Source organism: Bacteroides sp. MSK.20.12, from assembly GCF_019052435.1.
Taxonomy (GTDB): domain Bacteria; phylum Bacteroidota; class Bacteroidia; order Bacteroidales; family Bacteroidaceae; genus Bacteroides; species Bacteroides xylanisolvens.
Map to the genome: position 1 here is coordinate 46,763 of NZ_JAHQVH010000005.1, position 24,012 is coordinate 70,774.

Consider the following 24,012-nt stretch of genomic DNA (forward strand, 5'->3'; position numbering starts at 1 on the left):
GCTTTATTAGAATTGTACTTTTATACTAAATCCCATGTTTCTCAAGCTAGGTTGCATGAAATAATCCACACCAGTATAGAATGTACTGGTAGATGACGCAACCAATTCAGGATCGAACGGTGCCTTGCAATATATCATGCCCAGATTATTTCCGATTAAACCTAATATTACATCAGCAATGTTATACAACCACTTTTTAGGGAGTGTATATTCAAGACTAACCTCCTGCAAACGAATATTGGTTGCTTCATATACATAGTGGTCACCTTCACCAGTACCAGCCGCTACTATGCCGAGATAATCCTTAGCGGATACATTTCTGTTATTGATGGTTACTCCTCCAGCCTGACGAAGTTGTGCGCTATATTCGGAAACACCACAACGATCAAGGAAAGCTTGTGTATTAGATACAACCAAACCACCAAAACGTCCGCTTAACAATATATTCAGACGTAAACCTTTATAAGTAAATGAGTTTCTCCATCCTAAATTAACCTTTGGAAGCAATGAACCGATTTTCTTATATTCGGTTTCCACCATACTTGGCAAACCTGTCTTGGCATCCAAATAGATATAACCATTATTATCGCGTTTAAAGTCACGGTTGATATACAGGTCTCCCATAGAACCACCTTCTGTCAGGCGTACTACCGGTGAAGTAGAGCCTCCTAATCTTGCTTTGTCTACATAAGGCATTTCAATCGGTTCCCCCGTAATTCTGTTTGTAACACCATCAGCCAATCTTTTAATTTTATTCTTATTATAAGTAAAAGTAAAATTACTGGACCAACCGAAATCACGCCACTCATTTTTATATCCTAAGGCCATCTCTATACCTTGGTTCTGTACACTACCTGCTTGGATGTTAACAGCCGTATACCCAGAACTTGCCGGAAGAGGCGCAGCGAATGTTTGGTTACGTGTATCAGAGTTGTAATAAGTAATATCAAAATTCAATGTATTCTTGAAGAAACGCATATTCAATCCCGCCTCATAAGATTTAGTAATTTCTGGTTTCAAATCAGAGTTTGGATACAAGGATTCTGCTTTATATTGGTCAAGCTGATCATCATAAACATAACGTACCTTTGTCAAATATGGATCATAGGCATTACCCACCGAAGTGAAAGAAAAACGTGCTTTTAAGAATGAGAACCATTCAGGCAAATCAATAACTTCACTCAAAATGCTTGAAAGACCAATAGAAGGATAGAAAAACGGTTTATTTCCTCTTTCTGAAAGAGCCAGAGAAGAATCCCAGTCAGCACGTCCGGTGAGACTTAAGTAGAGAAAACTTCTCCAGCCTATTTCCGCATTGGCAAAAACTGATTGTGTCTGACGCTTTAAACCATCAGCATTTACTTTATAATAACCACTGCGTGTAAGGTTTTCGATGGTAAAATGATTAGTTACATTGTTCAAGTCTCCATGTAAAGAAGTCAACTCCATACGAAGATCCTTAATAGAAGCACCCAAATTGGCCGTTACATTAAATTCATTGAACGTTTTATTGAAGTTCGCCAATACATCAGCATACACTTGTCTGTCTAGACGGTTTTCTTCTTTATATCGCCCTTTTGGACCAGCAAAATTACCGACCGTACCTGCGTGGAATTTTTCGGTGTATTTACTTTCGGTGTTATCGATGCTCACACGTCCTTGTACATTTAGCCCTTCAATGATGTTATATTGTAGACTAGCAGCCAATTTATAACGTCTTCTATCGTTCTCACGATTCATACGATTCATAATCCAATAAGGATTTTGAGACGAAACACCGCCTAAATCACCATATGGCCAATACTGAGTATTTACACCCGACAAATCATCATAACGTTCGTATACAGCTACATCAGAAAAATCTTCGCCACGTGGGAACAAGTACAAAGAAGTAAGCGGGTTAAAATACTGCCCTTGCGATACCATATTCTTATCGTTTTGAATAATATAGTTAGCACTTGTATCCAAAATAAACTTATTATTCAAGAAGTTGGTAGTATTACGGAATGAGAAATTATATCTATCATAGTCATTATTGGGCATAATGCCTGTTGCATTAGTTGTGGCTACAGAGATATAGCTTTGACTCTTATCATTACCTGTAGAGAGAGAAAGTGCATTGGATACATTGCTTCCTGTATTAAAAAAATTTGCAGGATCGTATCTCTTATCAGTTTCTAATCCCCAGCTCATCATTTCACCTGTCATATTACCATAAGTGTTTTGAAACTTAGGCATCATCATAGGATCACTGAATGTGGTATTATTACTATAAGTCACGGTTGTCTTATCAGCACGTCCCTTCTTGGTAGTAATTAATACTACTCCATTAGCTCCTTCATATCCATACAATGCAGCTGCAGAAGGTCCTGTCAACAACGACATGCTCTCAATATCATCCGGATTAATGTCAGCTATTGATTCACTGCTCGGTTGTGTAGCCATAGCTCCATCACCCCCGGAAGAAGCACGATTATACATTGGAATACCATCAATCACATAGAGAGCGTTATTATTCTGCGTAATAGATTTAGCACCTCGCATTACAACCTTTACACCACCGCCTGGACCTGAAGCACTAGAATTAATCTGTACCCCTGCTGCTTTACCAGCCAGTGCTCCCATAAAGTTAGTACTCTTTACAGTTGTAAGTTCATCCCCTTTCACCTGTTGTACATTATACGTCAATGCTTTCTCTGACCGCTTGATACCCAATGCAGTAACAACTACTTCATCCAATACTTGCGTATCTTCTCCTAGGGTAACTTTCAAGGGTTGTGCGTTGGTAAGTGTGATTGCTTGGGAGAAAATCAGTTTCATATACTTTCTCTAGATCCAATTCTTGTTAGATAAATAGATTAGATGTTCTATTTTTAAGATATCAGGCTAAATACAATTGAGCAAAATCAATGAATGAAAGAAAAAGTTAGTAAGATTGCACATGAATATGCAGTAATTAAATTGTTTTTATTCATATATGCGGTATGAATATTCGATAAAAGACGTTTTCTCAGGAATGTTCCACACCGAGAATCACTTCGTTTCTCGGTGTGGAACATTTTGATTCTTTAAATGGAACCTAACAAATCATTTAAAGAATAATAATAACTTGTTTTATAGTAGTTGTTTTCTTCTAGTTAGTGCCGATAATACAAAGAACGGAATCTTTTCATTTGATTAATATTATCAATATTAGATATTATTCTATCACTACGCGGGCGATAAAAAGAATAATTTGCAACAATATTATCCTTTTTTATTTGAATTACGTTTGGCTAAAGTGGAAATCCCTGCGGTTTTCAAAACACTCCTGATAACAAGATGCATATTCTAAATTATAGGTAATCTGAATATGCGTTTTTTAATATTATACTCACTTTTATCCTATATCAATTATTGGTCCATTTTTCATTGTACATACAATTTGCATGCAAATGTATTAATCTAGAGATTAAAGTTAGTCAATAATTGAGCATTCCTTATTCTTTCCTCTTTTTCAAAGTATGCTAAATAGTGCTCGGTTACAGATAAGTTAGAGTGTCCCAAGCTTTCAGAAATATATGAGGTTTTCGCACCTCCACGTTTTAATACTGTAGCAAAAGAATGCCTTGCCGTGTAAGTCGTCAACTGAAAAACTCCAATGTCTTGGGCTATTTTTTTAAGTCTTCTGTTACATTTGGTTATAATACGCCGTACCAATCTAATCTTTTCAAAGGCATCTTCAGATCCTCTAGCATATTTAAAAATATACGTTTGCGGGCTTAATCTTGGATTACCCCATTTTTGAATAATATTCCACATTTCAGGAGTAATGATTGCATGTATCTCTTTGTTATGTTTGGTAGTTCGAGATGTCTTAGAGCGTACAAAGCATATTTCTCCATCCATAATATTTGAATACTGAAGAAATAATAAATCCATAAAATTAATGCCATTACATAAATAAGAAAACACCCAGAGATCCCTAAATTCTTCTATATCTTTTGTTTCACATTGATAAGACATTACTTTTTTTATTTCAGAAAGAGTAAGTGCTAATTTACGTCCACACCCTTCAGGAATTTCATATTTATTCTTTCCAAAAGGAAAAGATGATTCTTTTATGATACCATCATGTACAGCACGATTTAAGACACACTTTAAAGCTCGGAAATAAATACTTATGCTTGAATAGCTTTTACCTTCTGATATCCAAAATTTTTCACAACGTTTAAGCCAATCAATTGTAATGTTTTCCAAAGGTATAGTGGAACCTCCGAAATCTTCTAAACTTTTTAAAGCACTTTGATAATTTAAGTAAGTGTTTGCTTGTTCATTGGCTTCCAGTTCTTTCATTTTTAAGCGAAAAGCACTGCGCAAAGTCATATCATTCATCTGCCTTCCTAACCTGGCGCTTAATGTTTCAATACTAAATTCTCCTTTTTGTATCAGTTCGTTAACTTGTTGCTTAATAGTTGAAAAACTACTCTCTATATCTGATCGAATTTCTGCCAATAACCGGCTTTTTACTTTTAATAACCTTGCCCAATCTTCTTTTGACAATTCCTTCCCAGTTGAGTAATATTTTTGCTTTCTTCTATATACCACTTGAACTTTAACAGGAAATTGTCCACTCTTTTTTGCTCTTCTGGTATCTAATATGGTTAAAACCGAAATTCCATCTTTTGAATATTTGAACATAAAATGAATATTTATATCTATACAATAGGTAAAGCATACATATATTGTATGCAAAATGTATGCAAATGTAATAAATCAGTCTGATTTTAATAAGTACATAAGATTCTATTTATCAAATATTTGAGTATTTATTTTTCAAATAAGAATCTACCTATTCTATTTTTTTGATAAAAAAAATCTTATCTTCGTTTAGTAAGGTTACAACATAAAATGTATTACTATTGAATAAGCGCTTATGGAATTTATTTTAAGTGTAACCTTTAAATTTATTAATTATGAGAAACAGAGATACATGAAACCTTTGTGTGAAAACGGTAATCACATTTACCGCTTCTAATTACAAACTCTCTAAAAACTATTTCTAATTAAAAAGAATAAGATGAAAGAAATTATAAAACACAAGTTCTCACACTTGTTATTCTTCCTTTTGTTGGTTTCGTGTTTTGCTTCAGCTTATGGGCAAGAACGAACGATCACTCTTAATCTATCGAAAGTACCCTTGAACACTGCTTTGAAAGAAATTGAGAAACAAACTTCAATGTCAGTAGTCTATAACACAAATGATGTCGATATAAATCGTGTCATATCTATCAAGGTAACAAAAGAATCTTTGAATAATGTAATGAATCAGTTATTCAGAGGAGTTAATGTCAGTTTTTCAATAGTAGATAATCATATTGTACTTTCTGCGAAGAGTAATAAAGAAGAGCAGCAGAAAAAAACACCAATTACTGCAAGTGGTACTGTTACTGATTCAAAAGGAGAACCATTGATTGGAGTTAGTATTTTGGTAAAAGGAACTTCAAATGGTACTATCACTGATATGGATGGAAATTTCAAAATACAAGCAGCTAAAGGTGATGTACTTGAAGTATCCTATATCGGTTATGCCTCCCAAACAATCACGCTTGCCAACGCACAACCTATAAAAGTAACCTTAGGAGAAGATACGCAAGTATTGGACGAAGTAGTTGTTACTGCATTGGGTATCAAGCGTGCAACTAAGGCGTTAAGTTATAATGTACAAGAGGTAAAAGGTGACGAATTGACAGCTGTAAAGGACGCCAATTTTATGAATTCACTATCAGGAAAGGTTGCCGGTGTTCAAATTAATAGTGGTGCAACCGGTGCTGGTGGTGCCACACGTGTTGTTATGCGTGGTATGAAATCTCTGACTAAAGATAACAATGCATTGTATGTAATTGATGGTGTACCTATTTTTAATACAGGAAAAAGCGGTGGCGAAGGATTATTTGGAGAGATGGGAGGATCAGATGCTGTTGCTGACTTAAATCCGGATGATATTGCTAGTATTAGTATGATGACCGGTCCTTCTGCGGCAGCACTATATGGTTCTGCTGCGGCAAACGGTGTTGTTTTAATTACTACTAAAAAAGGCCAAACTGAGAAAACTACCATAACAGTATCCAACAGTACTACTTTCTCTAAAGCATATATTATGTCGGATATGCAGAACCGTTATGGTACAAGTTCCGGATTATTCAGCTGGGGAGAATTGACAAACCGTCGATATAACCCATCTGACTTCTTTGAAACAGGATCCAATGTTATCAATTCGGTAGCATTATCTACAGGAAATACCAAAAACCAGACCTATCTTTCTGCTTCTACAACTAACTCCGGTGGAATTCTTCCGAATAACTCCTATAACCGTTATAATTTTACGGCACGTAATACCACCCATTTCCTGAATGATAAACTTACTCTGGATATCGGTGCACAATATATCGTTCAGAACAACAAAAACATGGTTTCTCAAGGACAGTATTATAACCCTCTCCCATCACTGTATCTATTCCCTCGTGGAGACAACTTTGACGAAATTCGTTTGTATGAACGTTATAATACTAACTACGGCTATATGGAACAATATTGGCCTTATGGTGATGCAAGTTTGTCATTACAAAATCCATATTGGATACAAAATCGCATCAACCGTACTTCCAACAAAAAACGTTATATGATGAACGCTTCTTTGAAATGGCAGGCTACAGATTGGCTCAATGTTGTCGGTCGCGTCAATCTGGACAATTCCGACTACCGGAATAAAAACGAAAAATCAGCTTCTACATTAACAACATTCTGTGGTGTAAGTGGTGGTTTTGAAGATGCCATGCGTCAGGAACGTTCTTTATATGCCGATTTCCTGGCTAATATAGATAAAACATTTGGTGATTTTCATTTAACAGCCAATGTTGGTGCTTCCATATATCATACTTCAATGGATCAGTTATATATTGCAGGTGACCTGGTTATCCCCAACTTCTTCCAGATCAACAATATTAATTTCTCTGCCAACTATAAACCGGATCCTACCGGATATGAAGATGAAATTCAAAGTATTTTTGCCAGTGCTGAATTAAGTTGGAAAAATCAACTGTATCTAACCGTAACCGGACGTAATGACTGGGATTCAAAACTCGCATTCTCCAAACAAAAATCGTTCTTTTATCCGTCAGTCGGTTTATCGGCTTTATTATCAGAAATGGTTAAACTACCAGAGGTGATTTCTTATGCTAAAATACGCGGTTCGTATACAGTGGTAGCCTCTTCTTTCGATCGTTTCCTTACTAATCCGGGGTACGAATACAACAGCCAGACACATAACTGGGCGAATCCGACCGTATATCCGATGGACAATATGAAACCTGAAAAGACTAAATCCTGGGAAATCGGTTTGAACTTGAAATTCTGGGGAAATCGTTTTAATTTAGACGCTACTTACTATCGTTCTAACACACTGAACCAAACATTTAAGGTAGATATCCCCTCTTCTTCCGGATATAAACAAGCGATTGTACAAGCTGGTAACGTGCAAAATCAGGGTATTGAATTAGCTTTAGGATTCAGTGATAAATGGGCAGGATTCGGATGGTCTTCTAATGCAACCTTCACTCTAAACCGTAACAAGGTGAAACGACTGGCAAGCGGTAGCGTGAATCCCGTGACAGGAGAAGCTATCCAAATGGATGAAATGAATGTGGGTTGGTTAGGTAAAGAGAATGTAGCTCCTCGCGTCATCCTGACAGAAGGAGGTTCCATGACTGATATCTATGTATACAACCAACTGACAAAAGACAATAACGGTAATATAAAAGTCGATCAGAATGGTAATCTGGGTATCACTTCATCAAACACTCCGGTAAAAGTAGGTAATCTGGATGCTGATTTCAATCTCGGATGGACCAATCATTTCACTTATAAAGGAATTGATTTAGGAGTTGTATTATCAGCCCGTGTAGGCGGATTAGCTTATTCGGCTACTCAAGGTATTTTAGATTATTATGGAGTATCCGAAACATCTGCAACGGTTCGTGATAATGGTGGTATACCTATTAATAACGGCAAAGTTAACGCCCAAAAGTATTACCAGACTATTGGTACGGGTGAAGGTGGCTACGGTCGTTATTATCTATATAGTGCAACCAATGTACGTTTGCAGGAATTAAGTCTAAACTATACACTTCCTAAAAGATGGTTTAAAAATGTGGCGAATGTTACTTTTGGTATTGTAGGACGTAATTTATGGATGATTTATTGTAAAGCCCCATTCGACCCGGAATTGTCTGCCTCTACCTCCAGTAACTATTATATGAATGTAGACTACTTTATGCAACCTAGCTTGCGTAACTTCGGTTTTAATGTGAAAGTTCAATTCTAAAAGAAAAAGCTAATGTTATGAGAAAATATTTAAGAAATATCACAGTCGGTGCCGCTCTGTTGTTACTGGCAGGAAGTTGTACCGATAAATTTGAGGAGTATAATACGAATCAATATCAAATTCATGATGCAGACCCTGCGACTTTGATGAAGTCTATGATTGAAACAATTGTGAATATTCAACAGAATGACTCTCAAATGCAAGATCAGATGGTGGGACAGCTGGGCGGCTATCTATGCTGTTCTAACACATGGAGTGGTACAAACTTCAGCACATTCAATCAGAGTGATGCCTGGAATGCTACCCCCTGGAACACTCCGTTTGAAAAAATATATGGAAACTTTTTCCAAATACAGGAAGCAACTAATTCTACGGGACATTATTATGCTTTTGCGTGTATGATACGTGCAATAACGATGCTTCGTGTAGCAGACTGTTATGGACCGATGCCTTATAGTCAAGTAAAGAAAGGTAATTTTTATGTTTCTTATGATACTCAGGAACAAGTTTATGCAAATATATTAAGTGATTTAGCTAATGCTGCTGACGTTCTTTATAATTATTATGTAGAGACTAATGGTAACGCACCATTAGGTGCCAATGACCCGGTTTTCGATGGAAATTATTCAGGTTGGGCTAAGCTAGCCAATTCAATGCGTTTACGTGTTGCTATGCGAATCAGCGGAACATGGCCTGGCATTGCTCAAGAGGCAGCTGAAGCAGCAGTAACACATAAAGCAGGATTGATTGAAAGTAATTCGGATAATGCTATGCTTTCTTGTGGCACACAGAGTAATCCATATCAACTGGCAGCTGTAAGTTGGGGTGATCTGCGTGTGAATGCAAATATTGTAGATTATATGAATGCATATGGCGATCCACGTATGCCGAAGTTCTTTAATAAGTCTACCCTTGCCGGGAAAACAGATAAATATGTAGGTATGCGTACTGGAGATGCCGATTTTAAAAAGGCAGATGCAGCAGGATTCTCTATTCCTGCATATACGGCAACTTCTAAATTAATGGTTTTCTGTGCTGCAGAGACAGCGTTTTTACGTGCAGAAGGAAAATTGCGTGGTTGGAATGTCGGTTCTAAAACAGCAAAAGCCTATTATGAAGATGGTATTAATTTGTCAATGGAACAATATCAGGTTTCAGCCACTGAATACATGAAGATTGACGAAGCTCCTGTCGTATCACATGAAAGTGATGCTGTGCAAAATGCTACTGCTACAATTACCAATACAGTGAGTGTGATGTGGGATGACAGTGAGGCTGACAACGTAAATGGAAAGAATTTCCAACGTGTCATTACTCAAAAATGGATCGCCAATTATCCATTAGGATTGGAAGCATGGGCTGAATATCGCCGTACAGGTTATCCGGAACTTTATCCTTGTATCGACAATCTATCAGATTGTGGTGTGAGCAGCCAACGCGGTATGCGTCGTTTAAGCTTCCCTTATACAGAGGCACAAAACAATAAAGCCAATTATGATCTGGGAGTAGCAGAACTAGGCAGTGCTGATAACGAAGCTACTGACTTAAAGTGGGCTAAGAAGAACTAATTTATATAATGCATAAAAAGAACTTTTATGAAGAAAATTTATTTATTATACATTGTACTCATATCACTGGCAACGACCTCATTGATCGGTTGCAGTGACTGGACGGAATCGGAAACAAAAACTTTTCCCGAATCGATCGTATCGGATGAATATTATGCGGCCTTGCGTGCCTATAAGCAGACAGATCATCAGGTAGCATTTGGTTGGTTTGGTGGCTGGAGTGGTGAAGGCGCTTTTATGAAAAGTTCTCTGGCTGGTATCCCGGATAGCGTAGATATCGTTTCTATCTGGGATAATGGAACAAATCTTTCAGAAGCTCAACGTAAGGATATGGCTTTTTGCCAAAACATGAAAGGTACAAAAATTGTATACTGTTCAATTATCGGTTCTGTAGGAGACAAATTAACTCCTCAAAACATACTGGATAATTGGGAAGAAATGGGATATAATAGTGAGCAAGAAGCGATTAACGCATTTTGGGAATATCCTTCAGACGAAAGTAACATACAGGCAGTAGAAGTTTCAATACGCAAATACGCAAAAGCTATTATAGATACTTTAAATCTATATGGCTACGACGGATTTGATATAGATTATGAGCCTGTGGCTGGACCATACACAGGAAATATAGTTGATAAAGATGAACATTTGTTTTTCTTTATTGATGAACTAGGCAAGTATCTGGGTCCAAAGTCTGGAACAGGAAGACTACTGGTTATTGATGGTGAACCTCAAAGAATTACTACCAAGCCTGAAATTGGAACTTACTTTGATTATTTCATTATTCAGGCCTATAAACCTGGTAGTGATTCAAATCTAGACAAACGACTGATTGACGGTAAGGTTTGGGGACCGGGATTGGTAGAAACTTTCGGTGGAGTAATGTCCGAAGAGCTAATTACAAAAAGAACCATAATGACCGAAAATTTTGAGGCAACCGATGCTGCCATGGATGGTGGTTATCCTTATACCGACCGTTATGGAAATAGCATGAAATCTTTAGAAGGCATGGCACGTTGGCAGCCTAGAAATGGTTTCCGTAAAGGCGGGGTAGGAACTTATCACATGGAAGCTGAATTTGGTACCTCACCGGAATATAAGAATATACGCCGTGCTATTCAAATTATGAACCCGTCATCACATTCATTACTTAAAAATTAATGTAAACTATGAAACGTATGAATTATATAAAAATTTTATGCTTCTCCGCAGTCATTACAGGCTTAGGAAGTATAGTAAGTTGTGGAGATGCAAAATACGATACTTTAGATACACATGCTTATATTGAAGAAGCACTTTCCAGTACAAGTCAGAAAGTAACAGTACAAGCTTCTGGAGAAAGCTTTACTACCTTAAATGTGCATCTAAGTAATCTTTCTTCTACTGATAATCACTATAAGCTGGTCACAGATCAATCAGTATTGGATGCTTATAACCATATAAATGGAACCGGATATATAATGTTGCCCGAAGGATATTATACATTACCGGAAACCATTACAGTGAAAGCCGGACAATATGCTACTGATGCCCTTTCTATTGCTTTGAAAGCCTTTAGCCAGGAAATGATGAAGTCAGGAGAATCATATGCACTGCCTGTAAAACTTGTATTGCAGGATGGAAGTATTTCACCGATGGAAAATACCGGAACCTTTGTTATTTTGGCAGAAAGTATTATCGAATTTTCAGCTCCAATGTTTGTTGGCGCTCCTAGTTTAAAAGCTAATAAATTCACAGAATCTCCCGAAACGTATTCACAATATACGATAGAGGTTCGTTTTCAGGTAGCCAACACAGCTGACCGTGACCGTGCAGTCTTTAAGAACGGAGGAGATGATGCAAACTTCATCCTTTTACGTTTTGAGGATCCTCAAAGTGACAATGAAAATTATAAGGCACATTCATTAGTACAGATTGTAGGACGTAACCGGCTTTATTTGAATCCAAGTAATTCTTTCAAGCCAAACGAATGGCAACATTTAGCATTGGTCTGTGATGGTTCCAACTATCGACTTTACATAAACGGAGTTGATTCGGGTGTGTTGAGTATACCAACAGGAGCTACAACTTTCTCTGATGTAAATTGGTTCTGCTTAGGTGATGATTCTTATAGTAGATGGGGAAACTGTAAAATTTTGATGAGTGAAGCACGTATTTGGTCCGTAGTTCGTTCCGCTTCTCAAATTCAGAATAACATGACGCAAGTTAGCCCTAAATCTGTAGGTTTGGAAGCTTATTGGCGATTCAATGAAGGACAAGGTAATGTGTTCGAAGATGCAACCGGTAAAGGTCATACTTTGACAACTTCTGCTACTCCTACCTGGATTGACGGTATTTTATCTACAGACAAATCTACCGAATGGAAATAGTAATAATTTAATCGTATGTACATATGAAAAATATATTTCAATCACTATCAATAGCAGCCCTACTCGGCTTGTTTGTTCCTTTCATTTCGTCCTGTAGTGATGATGAAGAAGCTTTTAACGAGTGGAATGCTACGTATGTGTCTCTACAGAGAAATGACTACTTGTCAGGTAACGTCAAAAAGTTTAATCTGACTCATGATGCGAATGGAATCGGAGGAGATGAAATTAAGATGGCTTTTACTGTAAAAACACAGAAAGCAGTCTCTACAGATATGGTTATCGCATTAAGTGTAAAAAGTGAAACAGAAGGGCTTGATGCAAGCCAGATCGTTTTAAGTTCCTCACAGGTTACTCTCAAAGAAGGACAGATGACTTCTGAAGAAATCACTGCAACGGTCGATCCAACGATATTCGCCAGTATCATGGAAAAAACAAGTTTCTCTTTCAGTGTATCAATCAGTAATGTAACTACCAATGATAAGAACACTGTCATTAGCAGTAATTTAAGTATCTTACCTGTCATCATTAATAAAGCTGCCTACTGTAATCTAAAAAGTGGTACTCCTAGCAATAGCCAACTTATCAGTAATCGTGCAGGTTGGATTGTTAATGTGGAAGAAGGAGTAGACGGCGCACCTAATAATTTAATTGATGGCAAGACTGGAACTGACGTTGCTCTGAATAATAAAGGCTTCTGGTTCACCGTTGATTTAGGAGAAACTAAGGTTTTAACAGGCATCAAAACGAATCATTGGGGAAATGCATATGCTCCTAGAGAAGTGGAAATATTACAGTCTGAAAATGGTACGACATGGAAATCATTGAGTTCATTAGCAATACCCGGTAATAGTACACAAAACATCACGTTCATCTCTCCTATTACTACGCGATATCTAAAATATCAGATTATCACTATCTCTACAAACGGTCGTATGGATGTTACAGAATTTAATGTTTACGAACCCAAAAGTGAATAAACATAATGAATAGGTAACATAGAAATGATAAAATAGAGGGTAATCCAATGGATTACCCTCTATTTTAGAAACATACTTCACAAACATACTTCCAGACTATCAATCTATCTCCCAAAAGAATACTCCAGATCTCTACTTGTTAGTTCATCTTTGTACATCTTTCTTATGACTTATGGTTTTGAATTAAATTTCTCCTACTGAATCTTTACGCTATTATCCGGTTTCAGCCGTTTCAGTTTTGTTCGTAAACGCCTTGATAAAGAGCGATAACGGCTGAAACCGGATTTTTGTATCCCCCGCAGGAAGGGATTCTGGATAGGGAGAATGCTTTCAGCCTCTTAGGAGCGACATTGATATGTCGGATTAAAGTCGTTGACATGCCGGGTTAGTAAATCAGAGTCTCTATTCGCATAAAACGAAGGCTATGTTTCACTCAAACAGCGGCTCTATTGAAGGTAAATAGAGACTCTAAAAAAGAGACTATTTACATCTCCTTTTTGTTTTCAGGTTCGCGTTCAGCCAAAAGCACCGATGAAAAGGAACTTTTTAAGTAGACTGAAAGCTGAATGCGGTTTTTAACTAATTCTATTTAGATGGGCTCACCACGGTGAAGTTTGTTCAAAACTGCACCAAAACAAAATTTTCGATCAAACACTTGTTTCTCTAATGATCTAAGAAAGCCATAAAGGAAAGGGGGATTCTTAATGAGTTAAGAATCCCCCTGTAAAAAGACTTATTTATATCTTATTTCTTCATCACCCGAATAATCCGTCCGTCTTTCTTATAAGAAAAATGATTTGTATGCATCAAAACATTCAGTATTTCATCAGCAGTGCTATCAGTAGAGAATTCACCGGTAAACCGTTCTGATTTCAAAGCATCATCCTTATAGATAAATTTAATATCATACAACTTCTCCATAATATTGGTTATTTCCAATAAAGAATGTTGCTTGAATTCCAACTTACCTTTCATCCACAGGAGCACATCCGTAGGTTGGTTATATTCAATCAACTCTGCCTGATAAGTATCCGTATTCACATTCAATGTCTGTCCCGGTTTCAGCAAATAGCCATTCTCTTCCGTTCGTGGAGAATCCACCCGCACCAAACCTTGAAGCAAGGTAGTCACTACCCTATTCTCTTCTTCACGCGCACGCACATTAAATTTCGTACCAAGCACACAAGTCTTGATTTGTTTACTGTTCACGATAAATGGAGCATGTTTATCATGGGAAACCTCGAAATAAGCTTCACCTGATAAATCGATTTGGCGATCCGAACTCCAGAAAGAATTATGATAAACTAATTTAGAAGATGCATTCAGCCATACCCTACTACCATCCGGCAGTACAGTCTGTGCTCTCTGTCCGGCAGCAGTTATCACCTCATAATCTGAAAGTTTATTGGAAAGTAATCCCCAGGCAATTCCACCGGCAAAAACAAGCCCGGTAAGAAAAGCAGCAGCCACAGTAGCATAACGCCCCCAACGGATTGAGATATTTTTCCGTTTAGTCTTTTTCTCCTTTTCTCTGATAGCCGACTTAAATTTATCTAATGACGCCTCTGTATCTATAGCATTCATCACCGCTATACGTTCACCTACAAAAAGAGTATAATAAAGTTGCTCTAAAGTTTTCCGATTCCCCGGTTCTTCCTCGCACCAAGTTTCCACCCGGGCAGCTTCTTCATCATTACATTCACCCTGCAGATAATTCAACAAGATAGTTTCATCCATGCTCATTTAACCTTTTTACAATAAAAAAACTATAAAACCTTTGTAGTAATACAGTTGTGAGTACAAATATACTAAACGAAAAAAGAAAAAAATATTTTTTCTCGCATTTTTATTTCATTTATCTACTTCTTTCATTATTTTTGTCTTACATAAATTAAAAGAGAATGTCACAATCTCCGATATATTTGGATATTAATAATAATAAGTCCGTTATTACTGCCCTAAAAGCAGGAGAAGAAAAAGTTTTTGACGTCGTCTACAGACATTATTTCCGTAGGCTATGTGCTTTTTGTTCTCAATACGTAAGTGAGCAGGAAGAAATAGAGGAGATTGTGCAGGAAACAATGATGTGGCTGTGGGAAAACCGTTGTACTCTGATGGAAGATCTGACACTCAAAACTCTTCTTTTTACGATTGTCAAGAACAAAGCCCTCAACCGTCTTTCCCATTTTGAGATTAAACGAAAAGTACATCAGGAAATCGTAGATAAATATGATAGTGAGCTCAATAACCCGGACTTCTATTTGAGTGATGAGCTTTTCCGTCTATATGAAGAAGCATTAAAAAGACTTCCGAAAGAATATCTCGAAGCCTACGAGATGAACCGTAATCAACATCTGACGCATAAAGAAATTGCCGAGAAACTGAATGTATCTCCACAAACAATTAATTACAGAATTGGACAAGCTTTAAAGCTATTACGAGTAGCTTTAAAAGACTATCTACCTTTATTCATACTTATTTTCGGACCTAATTTTTTCGAACAATCATGAAATCAAACTTCGTATTTAGTAGTTCAAGCCTGTTTATCGGACTTTTTCTTTTCTTCTTCACAGAAAATGTATATTCACAAGAATCTGCTGACAACTGGACTCTTAAACAAGCCCGCCAATGGCCACAGAAGCAAGAATGGGCGAACGGGCTGAAAGCAATGCCTCATAAGACAACCGATTATCAGGAGTTTGCCTCACAATATCACAAGAACAAGAAAGTGTGGGACAAGACTTTCCAATGGCTAGCTACCCACGACCTCGTAAATATGCCTGCCGGACGATACGAAGTAGATGGTGAACACTGCTACATCAATGTACAGGATGCAACAACACAAGATGTCAGTAAACGTAAAATTGAAGCACACCGCCACGGCATCGATCTGCAATATGTAGTAAAAGGTACCGAACGTTTCGGAATTACTTCAGCCGAATATGCGGAGCCTATCACCGAATATAAACCGGATGTTACTTTCTACAAAGCCAAAAAAATAAAATATGTAGATTCCACTCCGGACACATTCTTCATGTTCTTCCCTAAAAACTTCCATCAGGCATTAGTAAAAGCCGGGAAAGAACCGGAAGAGATACGAGTAATCGTTGCTAAAATCGAATATATCCCTTAAACAAAAACATGAGTGAACTTTTAGTCTATAAAGCCTCTGCAGGTTCGGGTAAAACATTTACCCTGGCCGTGGAATACATCAAACTATTAATTTTCAATCCCCGTGCCTACCGGCAAATTCTCGCTGTAACCTTTACCAATAAGGCAACAGCAGAAATGAAGGAACGTATTCTTAGTCAGCTTTACGGCATACAGATAGGTGATAAAGATTCGGAAGCCTATCTCAACCGTATCAAAGAAGAGACAGGAAAAACAGAGCAGGAGATACGGGAAGCGGCAGGCATTGCCCTTAGCTATATGCTGCATGATTACAGCCGGTTCAGGGTAGAGACTATCGACTCATTTTTCCAATCTGTCATGCGTAACCTCGCACGGGAGCTGGAACTTAGTCCGAACCTGAATATCGAGTTAAACAACACCGAAGTTCTTAGTGACGCCGTAAATAGCATGATCGAGAAACTAGGTCCCACTTCCCCTGTCCTCGCATGGTTATTAGACTATATCAATGAGCGAATTGCCGATGATAAACGTTGGAATGTATCAGACGAAGTTAAAAGTTTTGGACGCAATATTTTCGATGAAGGCTATATTGAAAAAGGAGAAGGACTTCGGCAACGACTGCGTAATCCGAACACCATCAAAGAATACCGCAAACAACTGAAAGCTCTGGAAACGGAAATACTGGAGCAAATGAAAGGATTCTACGACCAATTCGAAGGAGAACTAGATGGTCACGCATTAACTGCTGATGATCTGAAAAACGGTTCACGCGGAATCGGAAGTTATTTCCGTAAACTGAATAATGGCGTTTTAAGCAATGATATCCGTAATGCCACAGTAGAGAAATGCTTGGAAGATGCCAAGCACTGGGCAACCAAGACTTCTCCCCGTTATGCGGACATCATCAACCTAGCTAATTCCAGCCTTATACAAATTCTGGAAGATGCTGAAAAGTTGCGTTCCAAGAATAATTTGTTACTGAATAGTTGCCGGTTATCCTTGCAACATCTCAATAAAGTGCAACTTCTCGCCAATATCGACGAAGAAGTACGTCAGTTGAACCACGACAACAACCGTTTTCTGTTGTCAGACACGAACGCCCTGCTTCACCAACTGGTGAAAGACGGTGACTCCTCTTTTGTATTCGAAAAGATAGGGACAAATATCCATAATGTCATGATAGACGAGTTTCAGGATACCAGCCGAATGCAATGGGGCAACTTCAAACTGCTTTTGCTCGAAGGGCTGTCTCAAGGAGCAGACAGTTTGATTGTAGGAGACGTCAAACAGTCCATTTATCGTTGGCGGAATGGTGATTGGGGAATTCTCAACAGCCTGAATGACCACATCGAGCATTTCCCGATCCGCGTCAAGACGTTAGCCACCAATCGGAGAAGTGAAACGAATGTCATCCGGTTTAACAATCGAATCTTCACAGCTGCTGCCAACTATCTAAACGGAGTGTATAAACAGCAATTAGGCAAAGATTGTGAGGATTTGCAGAAAGCCTATGCCGACGTTGTGCAGGAATCTCCCCGAAGTACAGAAAAAGGATACGTTAAAGTCTCTTTTCTCGAACCCGACGAAGAACATGACTATACCGAGCAGACACTTATTAGCCTGGGAGCAGAAGTGGAAAACCTCCTCGCCTCCGGAGTACAGCTTAATGACATCGCCATCTTAGTACGAAAAAATAAAAGTATTCCCCGTATTGCCGATTACTTTGATAAGGAGCTACACTACAAAGTGGTATCAGACGAAGCCTTTCGCCTTGACGCCTCTCTTGCCATTTGTATGATGCTGGACGCCTTGCGATTTCTTTCCGACGAAAACAATAAAATAGCACGTGCCCAGCTGGCCATAGCCTATCAAAACGAAGTTTTACAAAAAGGATTGGATTGGAATACCCTCCTACTCCTCCCTGCCGAGAATTATCTTCCCGCCGCTTTTCTTGAAAAGATAAAAGAATTAAGGCTAATGCCTCTCTATGAGCTATTGGAAGAGCTTTTCAGTATATTCGAGATGAATCTTATCAAAGACCAGGATGCCTACTTATTCGCATTCTTCGATGCTGTCACTGACTATCTACAAAGTAACTCTTCCGAACTCGACGGATTCATCCGGTATTGGAATGAAACGTTATGCAGTAAAACAATTCCAAGCGGAGAAGTAGAAGGAATCCGGATTTTCTCCATACACAAATCCAAAGGATTGGAATTCCATACCGTGCTCCTCCCTTTCTGCGACTGGAAACTGGAGAATGAGACCAATAACCAACTTGTATGGTGTACCCCGCAAGCAGCACCATTCGACGCGTTGGATATTCTCCCTATCAACTACTCCACCCAAATGGCAGAATCTATTTATGGAAACGACTACCTGCAAGAGCGTCTCCAACTTTGGGTAGATAACCTCAATCTGTTATACGTTGCTTTTACCCGTGCAGGAAAAAACCTTATTATCTGGAGCAGAAAAAATCAAAAAGGTACCATGTCCGAACTGTTGGCAAACACTCTCCCAATCGTAGCTAAGGAAGAAGGTATTGATTGGGAAGAAGACTGTTACGAACAAGGACAACTATGTCCGTCAGAAAAAGAAAGAACAAAGACATCGACCAACAAGCTAACCCAGAAACCGGAAAAGCTCCCTATCCGGATGGAATCCATGCGCCATGATATTGAGTTTCGTCAGTCCAACCGTTCAGCGGACTTCATCCAGGGAATTGAGGAAGAAGACTCGGACGACCGCTTTATCAACCGCGGGCGTATGTTACACACCCTGTTTTCTGTTATCGAAACAGCAGAAGATATAGATCCGGCCATCGAACGACTTATTTTTGAAGGAGTGATCAGAAATGATGAGAAAGAAAAAGTAGCCCGCGAAGTTGCAACGAAAGCTTTTTCTTCTCCTGAAATTCAAGATTGGTATTCCGGGAAGTGGACATTATTTAATGAGTGTGCCATTATCTATAAAGAAAAAGGAGTGCTGCAAACCCGTCGCCCGGACCGCGTAATGATGAAAGACAACCAGGTTGTTGTAGTTGATTTCAAATTTGGTAAGGAAAACCCTAAATATAATAAACAGGTAAAAGGCTACATGCAGCTACTTACCAAGATGGGATATAAGAATATCACCGGTTACTTGTGGTATGTGGATGAAGAAAAAATAGAAAAAGTATGAAAGCAGTTCCCCTCATCGGCATCGCCCGCCATCGACTAACAATTGACGGTGAAGGAGTTACAACACTAGTTGCATTTCACGGCTGCCCATTGCGTTGCAAATACTGTCTCAACCCGACATCTTTGCAGCCTAACGGTGTTTGGGAGAGCTATAATTGTAACCAGCTCTACGAGGAAGTACGCAAAGATGAACTTTACTTTTTGGCGAGTTGCGGCGGAGTCACATTTGGAGGTGGAGAACCTTTATTACAAAGCGAATTTATCAGGCAATTCCGCCAACTCTGTGGCCCGGAATGGAGAATCACTGTCGAAACCTCTCTCAATGTTCCGCAACAGAATGTAGAAGAACTGATTTCTATTATAGATAATTACATAATCGACATCAAAGATATGAATAATGACATCTATCAGCGATATACCGGAAAGAATAATGAAAACGTCTTAGGTAATTTACGGTATTTAATCGGGCAAGACAAAACCAAGCAAATCGTTATTCGGACACCACTCATCCCCTCCTATAATACGGAGAAGGATATTGACCAAAGCATAGAACTTCTGAAAGAAATGGGAATTACCCAGTTCGACCGGTTCACTTATAAAACCCCTAATGATTAATGACATGGTACGAGGAAAACAAACTTGCAAAATTTTAAAAGAGATTCGTCGGCAGATAGCTGAAGCGAATGATATTGAATTCATCACCTCTGAATGTCAGTATCAGGGAGACTGTTTGGGCACTTGTCCCAAATGCGAAGCGGAAGTTCGTTATTTGGAGCAGCAGCTTGAACGAAAACAGATAGCGGGAAAAGCAATCACAGTATTAGGCATATCTGCAGGGCTGATAGCCATGACTCCAATGACTTCATGCACTAATTCGGCTAATAAAGGAATGAATAAAGAAGTGTCTAGTGATACAACTTCCTATGAAAATCTCATTATGGGAGAGCCTGTCCCCACTCCGGCAGAAGACACCATCATTGCCTCCATAAAAGATGCACCACCTCCCCCGCCACCAGCGCCAACACCCGATGATGTGCTAGAAGGAGATATTTGTGAAGAACCACCTGTAGTAGTTGGATTTGTTGCCCCCCATATATCAAATACTTCACTGTCGGCTAGTGATACACTGGAAGTAGCTCCGGTTATGCCGGAATTCCCGGGAGGTCAACAAGCATTAATACAATTCCTTGGAAAAAAAATAAAGTATCCGACAGTCGCTCAAGGAGAGATGGGACCACAGGGACGTGTTATTATCCGGTTTGTTGTTGATAAGGAAGGAAATGTAGTCAACCCCAAAGTTGTACGCAGCGTAGATCCTTACTTGGATAAAGAAGCATTGCGCATCATCAACCAAATGCCCAAATGGAAGCCGGGAGAACTGGAAGATGGTACTAAAGTAGCCGTTTATTTCACCGTTCCAGTTATGTTCCGGGCACAATAAATATATGAATTAGAAAAAACTTAATCAATATGCAATCATTTCTCCAACTAGTCGCTCACGATTTATATGCCAAAATAGGAAATGACCTGTCACGTACAGCACTCATTTTCCCCAATAAACGTGCTAACTTGTTTTTCAATGAATATTTGGCAGGAGAATCCGATCAACCGATCTGGTCACCAGCCGCCATGAGTATCAGCGACCTGTTTCAGAAACTATCAGTACAAAAAAGCGGTGACCCTATTCGATTGGTTTGTGAGCTTTATAAAGTATTCAAAGAGGAAACACAGAGTCAGGAAACATTGGATGATTTCTACTTCTGGGGAGAGTTGTTGATTAGTGATTTTGATGATGTGGATAAGAATATGGTTGATGCCGACAAACTATTCAGTAATCTGCAAGATCTGAAGAACCTGATGGACGACTATGAATTCCTCGACAAAGAACAGGAAGAAGCCATTCAACAGTTTTTTCAGAATTTCTCCATTGAAAGACGAACCGAACTCAAAGAGAAATTTATTTCCCTTTGGGACAAACTAGGCACTATCTACCATCATTACCGGGAAAACCTGACAGAGCTAGGCATCGCATACGAAGGCATGCTCTACCGGAATGTGATTGAGCAACTCGATACCGATCAACTCAAATACGACAAATACATATTTGTCGGTTTCAATGTACTGAACAAAGTAGAAAACGAATTTTTCAGAAAGCTGAAAGATGCAGGCAAAGCACTCTTTTATTGGGACTACGATATTTTCTACACCCAACAAATCAGAAAACATGAAGCCGGAGAATTTCTGAAACGTAATCTGGGGGAATTTCCGAACGAACTCCCGGAAAGCTTTTTCGACATCTTCAAAGAACCGAAAAAAATACGTTATATTTCCGCTTCCACCGAGAATGCACAAGCCCGCTTCCTCCCCGAATGGATCAAAATGATTACGGACAATCATTCACAAATCGCTGAAGAAAAGGAAAAAGAAAATGCCGTAGTACTTTGTAATGAAGCCCTGCTGCTTCCCGTACTTCATTCCATTCCGCAGGAAGTGAAGAATGTCAATATCACCATGGGATTCCCACTGGCTCAAACTCCTGTTTATAGCTTTATCAATGCCGCTATGGAGCTACAAACCAACGGTTATCGCTCCGATACCGGCCGATTCACTTACGAGGCGGTATCAGCCATATTGAAACATCCCTATACCCGGCAAATCTCATCCCATGCCGGTCCACTGGAACGCGAACTAACCAAAACAAACCGCTTCTATCCACTTCCATCGGAACTGAAGCAAGATGATTTCCTGGCTACCCTCTTCACTCCCCGTAATGGCATTAAAGAGCTATGCGATTATCTGATTGAATTAATCAAAGATATTTCAACCATTTATCGCAAAGAAGGGGAATACAATGATATTTTTAATCAACTTTATAGAGAATCCCTCTTCCAAAGCCATACCAAAATCAACCGTCTCTACAGTTTGATTGAAAGCGGAGAACTAAGTATACGCACCGACACCCTGAAACGACTGATTACCAAAGTATTGACAGCTTCCAATATTCCTTTCCACGGAGAACCCGCTATCGGAATGCAAGTTATGGGAGTACTGGAAACACGTAATCTGGACTTCCGGAATCTCATCATATTATCTCTCAACGAAGGACAACTCCCCAAATCCGGAGGAGAATCTTCTTTTATTCCCTATAACCTCCGGAAAGCTTTTGGCATGACCACTATCGAACATAAGAATGCAGTGTATGCCTACTACTTCTATCGCCTGATACAGCGGGCAGAAAATATCACTCTGCTCTACAATACTTCCTCGGACGGTCTCAACCGTGGAGAAGAGTCCCGCTTCATGCTACAATTACTCGTGGAAGGTCCGCATGATATCACTCGTGAGTATCTGGAAGCCGGACAATCTCCGCAAAGCATCCAAGAGATACAGATAGAAAAAACACCTGAAGTACTAAGACGAATTTATCGTACTTACGATAGCACTAATCCTTCATCGGTAATTCTCTCCCCTTCCGCCCTCAATGCTTATCTTGATTGCCGGTTGAGATTCTATTACCGTTACGTAGCGGGATTAAAAACACCGGATGAAGTCAGTGCAGAAATTGATTCAGCTTTGTTTGGAACCATTTTCCATCTCTCTGCCCAATTGGCATACACCGATCTGACTGCCAATGGAAAAATGATACAGAAAGAAGATATTGAACGCTTATTACGTAATGAAGTAAAGTTGCAAAGCTATGTCGATCAAGCCTTCAAGGAAGAATTATTCAAGGTCGCTCCCGAAGAAAAGCCCGAATATAACGGCATACAGCTTATCAACTCCAAAGTAATTGTTTCCTATCTGAAACAATTGCTCCGCAACGACCTTCAATATACTCCTTTTGAAATGGTCGCCATGGAAAAGAAGGTTTCAGAAGAGATAACCATACAAACGGGACAAGGACCGTTCACTCTCCGCCTGGGTGGGACAATCGACCGTATGGATGCTAAAGAAAGTACCCTGCGGATTGTTGACTACAAAACAGGAGGAAGCCCTAAGATTCCAGCCAACATCGAGCAACTGTTTACGCCATCAGAAACACGCCCGAACTATATCTTCCAGACTTTCCTGTATGCCGCTATCATGAGCCGGAAGCAATCATTAATGGTAGCTCCTGCCCTGCTCTACATTCATCGGGCAGCATCGGAAAGCTATTCGCCTGTTATTGAAATGGGAGAACCCCGCAAACCGAAAATACCGGTAAACAACTTCGCCTTTTTTGAAGATGAATTCCGTGAACGCTTACAGGCATTATTAGAAGAGATCTTTAATGAAAAAGAGCCTTTCATGCAGACAGAGGACACTAAAAAGTGTTCGTATTGCGATTTTAAAGCTATCTGCAAGCGATAGATTAAATTAAAAATTCAGGCACGAATTAGACGGATCACGGTTTTCCCAATTATCTTAAACCGTATAATTCCGTGT

Annotated in this window: 15 protein-coding genes; 11 read left to right on the plus strand and 4 right to left on the minus strand. The window is 39.0% G+C overall.

The window, feature by feature from the left end; all coding sequences use genetic code 11:
- Positions 1–6: 6 nt before the first annotated feature.
- Positions 7–2,820 carry a SusC/RagA family TonB-linked outer membrane protein gene (locus tag KTR06_RS04205; protein WP_217289994.1) on the minus strand — a complete coding sequence of 938 codons (2,814 nt, stop codon included), beginning with the start codon at positions 2,818–2,820 and terminating at the stop codon, positions 7–9.
- A 624-nt stretch (positions 2,821–3,444) separates the two neighbouring features.
- Complete coding sequence (locus KTR06_RS04210; RefSeq protein ID WP_008022203.1) at positions 3,445–4,680, minus strand: site-specific integrase; 1,236 nt, start codon at positions 4,678–4,680, stop codon at positions 3,445–3,447.
- Positions 4,681–5,059: 379 nt separating this feature from the next.
- On the opposite strand from KTR06_RS04210, the gene KTR06_RS04215 reads away from it, so the two are divergent.
- From KTR06_RS04215 to KTR06_RS04235, 5 genes are read left to right on the plus strand one after another with little or no spacing between them, the layout of a single operon-like run.
- The gene (locus tag KTR06_RS04215) at positions 5,060–8,362 is read left to right on the plus strand and encodes a TonB-dependent receptor (protein ID WP_217289995.1); all 3,303 of its coding nucleotides are present in this window, start codon (positions 5,060–5,062) and stop codon (positions 8,360–8,362) included.
- Between the two features lie 17 nt (positions 8,363–8,379).
- Positions 8,380–9,930: a SusD/RagB family nutrient-binding outer membrane lipoprotein gene (locus tag KTR06_RS04220; protein ID WP_217289996.1), complete on the plus strand. Its 1,551-nt coding sequence runs from the start codon at positions 8,380–8,382 to the stop codon at positions 9,928–9,930.
- A 27-nt stretch (positions 9,931–9,957) separates the two neighbouring features.
- Positions 9,958–11,091 carry a glycoside hydrolase family 18 gene (locus KTR06_RS04225; protein WP_120143618.1) on the plus strand — a complete coding sequence of 378 codons (1,134 nt, stop codon included), beginning with the start codon at positions 9,958–9,960 and terminating at the stop codon, positions 11,089–11,091.
- A gap of 8 nt (positions 11,092–11,099) precedes the next feature.
- On the plus strand, positions 11,100–12,299 hold the full coding sequence (locus KTR06_RS04230; protein ID WP_008647359.1) for a DUF1735 and LamG domain-containing protein: 1,200 nt from the start codon (positions 11,100–11,102) through the stop codon (positions 12,297–12,299).
- A 23-nt stretch (positions 12,300–12,322) separates the two neighbouring features.
- Entirely contained in the window at positions 12,323–13,276 is a 954-nt protein-coding gene (locus KTR06_RS04235) for a DUF4999 domain-containing protein (protein ID WP_217289997.1), read from the plus strand.
- 232 nt (positions 13,277–13,508) lie between these two features.
- Here KTR06_RS04235 and KTR06_RS04240 read toward each other — a convergent pair whose 3' ends face one another.
- Both KTR06_RS04240 and KTR06_RS04245 read right to left on the minus strand, forming a co-directional pair.
- The gene (locus KTR06_RS04240) at positions 13,509–13,655 is read right to left on the minus strand and encodes a hypothetical protein (protein ID WP_217289998.1); all 147 of its coding nucleotides are present in this window, start codon (positions 13,653–13,655) and stop codon (positions 13,509–13,511) included.
- A gap of 365 nt (positions 13,656–14,020) precedes the next feature.
- Positions 14,021–15,013 carry a FecR family protein gene (locus tag KTR06_RS04245; RefSeq protein WP_217289999.1) on the minus strand — a complete coding sequence of 331 codons (993 nt, stop codon included), beginning with the start codon at positions 15,011–15,013 and terminating at the stop codon, positions 14,021–14,023.
- A 164-nt stretch (positions 15,014–15,177) separates the two neighbouring features.
- Here KTR06_RS04245 and KTR06_RS04250 point away from each other — a divergent pair, with 164 nt between their 5' ends.
- The 6 genes from KTR06_RS04250 to KTR06_RS04275 are packed head-to-tail and all read left to right on the plus strand — an operon-like array spanning position 15,178 to position 23,937.
- Complete coding sequence (locus tag KTR06_RS04250) at positions 15,178–15,786, plus strand: RNA polymerase sigma-70 factor (RefSeq protein WP_004313621.1); 609 nt, start codon at positions 15,178–15,180, stop codon at positions 15,784–15,786.
- On the plus strand, positions 15,783–16,409 hold the full coding sequence (locus KTR06_RS04255; protein ID WP_217290000.1) for a YhcH/YjgK/YiaL family protein: 627 nt from the start codon (positions 15,783–15,785) through the stop codon (positions 16,407–16,409). Before KTR06_RS04250 ends, KTR06_RS04255 begins: the two co-directional genes overlap by 4 nt.
- Positions 16,410–16,417: 8 nt before the next feature.
- A complete protein-coding gene (locus tag KTR06_RS04260) occupies positions 16,418–19,588 on the plus strand; it encodes an exodeoxyribonuclease V subunit beta (protein ID WP_217290001.1) in 3,171 nt (1,056 codons plus the stop codon).
- A complete protein-coding gene (locus KTR06_RS04265) occupies positions 19,585–20,202 on the plus strand; it encodes a radical SAM protein (RefSeq protein WP_008022191.1) in 618 nt (205 codons plus the stop codon). The genes KTR06_RS04260 and KTR06_RS04265 overlap by 4 nt, the downstream gene beginning before the upstream one ends.
- Positions 20,195–21,028 carry an energy transducer TonB gene (locus KTR06_RS04270; RefSeq protein WP_217290002.1) on the plus strand — a complete coding sequence of 278 codons (834 nt, stop codon included), beginning with the start codon at positions 20,195–20,197 and terminating at the stop codon, positions 21,026–21,028. The genes KTR06_RS04265 and KTR06_RS04270 overlap by 8 nt, the downstream gene beginning before the upstream one ends.
- 29 nt (positions 21,029–21,057) lie before the next feature.
- Positions 21,058–23,937 (plus strand): PD-(D/E)XK nuclease family protein, encoded by a 2,880-nt coding sequence (locus tag KTR06_RS04275; protein WP_074706519.1) that lies wholly within the window; start codon positions 21,058–21,060, stop codon positions 23,935–23,937.
- Positions 23,938–24,012 lie beyond the last annotated feature (75 nt).